Genomic DNA, 4,662 nt, shown 5'->3' with positions numbered 1-4,662 from the left:
ATTGCGCATGAGCGCCGCCGTCTTGAAGGAAGAATTAACCGATCTGCGGGAAATCGTCATGGTGTATGAGGATCAGTCCGCCGAAATGAAAATATCCCGCCGCAGTTCCGTTCAACGCAAACTGTGGGACCTTTTCGATCTCGGCTCTATAGAACAACGGTTACCCTACACCTAATCCCTCTCTATCTTCCTTCCTCTCAACGAGTTATATTCAGAATAAGACGCTTCTTGGAAAACTCAGGATTATGATTCCTTTTGGATTAATACCAATCTGCATTGAGATTGTCGCTTTTCAAATTCCTCTCCCAAGATTGGGAGAGGTTAGGTGAGGGTTGATTTGATTGAACTTAACACCCCTCACCCTACCCCTCTCCCAGAGGGCGAGGGAATGGAAATGCGTAACGTGAGTTATTTACTTGTTTTTCGTCATAGAATCTTGGAATGGAGTTCCGGAATTGAAGTTCCGGATGAGATTCCAAGATTCTAATCTGAAGATTGAATGACCTATTATAAGTTTTTCGCGTATTTTTAATTGATTTCTTTGCTTTATGCCGCTGGATTCGAATTTATGGCAACGCAATGCTTATTCACTACTCGCCCCCTCCCTTACCCTTTAGGATAAGAATATAATGCGCACAATCCAATTGGCCGTTTATTCTAAGGAATCATGAAAATTTCAGAGGTTATCGCAATTTGCGACCGCCTCCCTAAATTGAAATTCTCGAAGCCATCCGACTATTAATAGTTCCGCCTGAACCGCCCAAACGGCCTATAGGTTTCCGCCAAGATGTAAAACCTTTTTCGAAAATGAACGAATGAATTTGAAGATAAAGATCGATTATGTGCGGTATTTGCGGTATTTTTTATTTTGACGCCCAACGGCCGGTGGATAAACGGCTGTTGCAAGCGATGACCGATGTTATTCGCCATCGGGGGCCGGATGATGAAGGCCATTATATCGGCGGCTCTCTCGGATTGGGATCGCGGCGGCTTTCCATTATTGGCTTAGGCGACGGCCACATGCCCATGTCCACCGAAGACGGCGATCTGTGGATTGTTTATAACGGGGAACTCTACAATCATCCTCAACTCAAAAACGAATTGATTTCCCAAGGCCATTCCTACCGCACCCACGCCGATACGGAAACGTTTTTGCATCTCTACCGTCAGCGCGGGGAGGCGTTTTTGGAATCGGCGCGAGGCATGTTCGCCCTGGCGTTATGGGATAAAAAAGAACGAAAACTGATTCTCGCCCGCGATCGGCTGGGGATCAAGCCATTGTATTACCACATGGATGGAGAAGCAGTCCGCTTTGGTTCGGAGATCAAGTGCCTCCTCTGCGATCCCGAAACGCCCCGCGAAATCGACCTGGAAGCGTTGAATTACTACCTGGCCTATCTCGCCGCTCCGGCGCCGCTTTCTCTCTTCTGCGGAATCAAGAAAGTGATGCCGGGAGAGATGCTTATCGTTCAAAACGGCCAAATCGAGACGCGGCGATTTTGGCGTCCGGATGAAGTGATCCTCCCGGCGCAGGAGTCATCGCCTGAGGAGATGATAATTGAATTACGGCAGCGGCTGCGCCAAACGGTCGACGAGCATCTGCTGTCGGATGTGCCGGTGGGCGCATTTTTATCGGGAGGCATCGATTCCAGCGTTTTGACGGCGTTGATGTACGAGTACCTTGGACCGGGATTCAATACGTTTTCCATCGGATTCGAAGGAAACAAGTTATTCGACGAAACGCCCCATGCCCGGCGGATCGCCCAACAATTTCAGACCGATCACCAAGAGCGCATCCTCAAACCCAACGACCTGCTTTCGGCGTTAGACGACATAACCTGGCAACTCGATGAACCGCTGGCGGATTCGTCCTGCCTTCCGGTATATTTCGTTTCCCAACTGGCGGCGCAGAGCGTAAAGGTCGTTCTTTCCGGCGATGGGGGAGACGAGATATTTGCGGGATACCGAAAATACCAGGCGGAATATTTCCGGCGTTATTGCTCTTGGGCGCCCGAATTCGCTCTGCGCTTTCTTTCACGTTCCGTGGTTTCCCGCATTCCGGAATCGCGCTCGGGATACTGGATGGATTGGCTGCGTCAGGGAAAGAAATTCTTCCGGGGATTGCATCCCGATCCCTTCGAACGCCATTTGGGCTGGGCGATTCATTTCGAGGACGAGATGCGTTCTTCGTTATTGACGCAGGAAGCGCGGGCGGCGATGGATTTCGACGCGCCGCGCCGGTTCCGCCGCCAGCTGTTCGACGAACTGCAAGGAGCGGATAATCTCACCCGCATGTTATGGGTGGATCTGCGGCATGGCCTGCCTGCGGATATGCTGACGAAAGTAGACCGCATGTCGATGCTGCATTCGCTGGAGGTGCGGGTACCGTTCTTGGATCACGCTATCGTGGAATGGGCGTTTTCGCTGCCGGGGGAAGTAAAATTGCGCGGCAAGACTACGAAATGGATACTAAAGGAAGCGTTTAAGGACATATTGCCGCCGGATATTCTCCAACGCCGCAAACATGGATTCGATGTTCCGGTTGGAGAGTGGTTCCGGCATGAATTGCGGGATTTGATCGAGGACGCTTGTTCGGAGTCCGCCGCGGCCCGCCGGGGGCTTTTCGACCCCCGGCAAGTCCGCCGCGTTATAATGGATCATCAAGACGGGAAAAGAGATTATAACAACCAGTTATGGATGCTCCTCAGCTTAGAACTTTGGCAACGCCAATATCTTGATCGTCCGCCGGGCGAAGTTCCTTCTCGGCCCGTTTGATGGGAATAGCTTTAATGATTCCCAGGCGCGTAAGTTTACCGCTGGAAGACAGCTTCGCTTCCTCCGTAGTATAAAGAACCTTGGCGACGACGCGGTCGTTAGGCCGCAAAGTGTTTCGATTGAATATTTCCTTGTTTACGCCTCTGCGTTTGAACCAGAGAAATCCGTCATAGCTGAAATGGCGAAAGATGAAACTGTTGCTGGTATGCGACAAACTCGTCAATCCCACATCGATCAAGTCGCCCGGCATCACTCTCGGTTCGAAATAAACGATCGGTTCGGAACCGTTTCCGTTGGTCAATGCGGGACCGGGAATATTCGTGATTTTCAACTTTAAAACGTCATTGATCTTCACGTCGTCGACTTGTTTAACGAAACAGCGGTATCGTCGTCCCAATACGTCCGTTAAATAAAAACCGGGATTTCCTTCCAAAGACCTGCTGTTTTGACGGCTGGGACGGCGCTGATCCACGATAAATTGGATTCTCGCGTCCAAAAACGTGTTAATGGCAACCTCGTCCGGTTCAATGTAATGGACATTATTGACGGCCAGCCTCTCCTGTACTTTATAAACGATTTCATGGCTGGGACATTCGTCGGCGCGGTGAATATGATGGAGGATGATTTCTCGTCCGAAGTTATGAACGCTTTTGAATTCGCAGAAAATCCGCGCATTTTCCATGCGTTCGAAAAACTCTTTTTCTTTCGCCGCCGACCAATCGTCCGTTTGATTCGTTTTTTCTTCCAACCGTTGATAATGGTTGGCGCTAATCAAAGATTGAAATTTCCCTTTATTCCTTTTCCATACGTTTTTCGCCAACTGGACGCATCCCGAATCCGTTAAGTCCAAAATGCGTTCCAAATAAAAAAGAGCAACTTGATTTTCTTCAGCAGGGGTCCGATTGAAGGGCAAAACCTTAGTTTCCATGATACGTCCTTCCTATGGTTCTCCCTCCCCAGATTCAAGTGTATACAAAACCAACCCTCCCTTGGGGCTTTATTTGTAAAAACTTGTCATTGGTAGAGAAAAACCAGGAAGGAATAGGTTGATTGTCTTATGCCAACCTGCATTTAGGCGGCGGCGCCCCCATCGATACTGAGTTGCTGTTATACTTTTGATATTGTTAAAATCATATGTTCTATTATTTTTTGATTATTTTTGAGTTTCTTGTTGACAACGGATCACTTTTGTGATTTACTCCTTTTCAGCGAATGATGTTGGGCGCTATTCCAAAACTACATATTTCACCGAAGGAGGATGCTTATGCATGCAGCAGGTATTATTATGTTCATCGTCTGCGCGCTGGCGGCGCCGTTGGCGCAGCCGCAAGCACAGACGGCGGAATCGTATCCGGTTCCCGTTTCCGAATATGCGGAAAGAACGGGGCTGAATACGATGACGTTTCTCGCTTATCCCAAGTATTACAAACTTGCGGATGGGGCGCTGGAGTTGGTCAATCCCAACCTCGTTCCATCCAAAAGCGGCGAGTGGGATTACGAGGTGACGGCGGGGATTTGGCAGCTTTTCGTGCGCGCTGACGGAACCTTCCAAGCGCGGCACGAGGGCGACATCTTCACCTACCGCTTTGCCGGGCTAGGCGTAGGCCGCGGCGATAATTACAAACCGCTGGAGTTGGGAAAACTCAACTGGGAGAATCTAAGCGTCGTGGGCGATAGCGTGCGTTGGTCCGAGGTTCTGCCCAATGTGGACGTGACGGTGCGCTATATCCACGATATTCTCAAGGTGGATGTGCGGTTGAAGCAGGCGTTCATGCGCAATCTGCGCGAGCAGGTGAAAACGGGTATCTTGCCCTCGGACGAGTATCTCTCCGCCCGCTTCGATATTCCATCCGTGCAGATTACGACGCAAGCCAAGCAAAACGGCGA

General features: G+C 49.9%; 3 protein-coding genes. 2 read left to right on the top strand and 1 reads right to left on the bottom strand.

Features of this window, described 5'->3' with window-relative positions; genetic code table 11:
- Nucleotides 1–840: 840 nt before the first annotated feature.
- Nucleotides 841–2,775, top strand: a complete 1,935-nt coding sequence (gene asnB / locus AB1656_26095; GenBank protein MEW6238871.1) for an asparagine synthase (glutamine-hydrolyzing) — start codon at nt 841–843, stop codon at nt 2,773–2,775.
- On the opposite strand, the gene AB1656_26090 is transcribed toward asnB, so the two are convergent.
- Complete coding sequence (locus AB1656_26090; GenBank protein ID MEW6238870.1) at nt 2,705–3,703, bottom strand: hypothetical protein; 999 nt, start codon at nt 3,701–3,703, stop codon at nt 2,705–2,707. The two genes, asnB and AB1656_26090, sit on opposite strands and share 71 nt — an antisense overlap.
- Nucleotides 3,704–4,039: 336 nt before the next feature.
- Between AB1656_26090 and AB1656_26085 the strand changes: the two genes are divergently transcribed.
- Nucleotides 4,040–4,662: hypothetical protein (locus AB1656_26085; protein ID MEW6238869.1), on the top strand; the 623-nt coding region annotated here is incomplete at its 3' end.

It is taken from the genome of Candidatus Omnitrophota bacterium, assembly GCA_040755155.1.
Lineage (GTDB): Bacteria > Hinthialibacterota > Hinthialibacteria > Hinthialibacterales > Hinthialibacteraceae > JBFMBP01.
Note: the sequence above shows the minus strand (reverse complement) of the source record. Positions and strands in the feature narration are given on the sequence as shown.

Excerpts from the sequence above, each read along its gene's own strand:
- asnB (MEW6238871.1), top strand. The coding sequence starts at position 841 with ATGTGCGGTATTTGCGGTATTTTTTATTTTGACGCCCAACGGCCGGTG.
- AB1656_26090 (MEW6238870.1), bottom strand. The coding sequence starts at position 3,703 with ATGGAAACTAAGGTTTTGCCCTTCAATCGGACCCCTGCTGAAGAAAAT.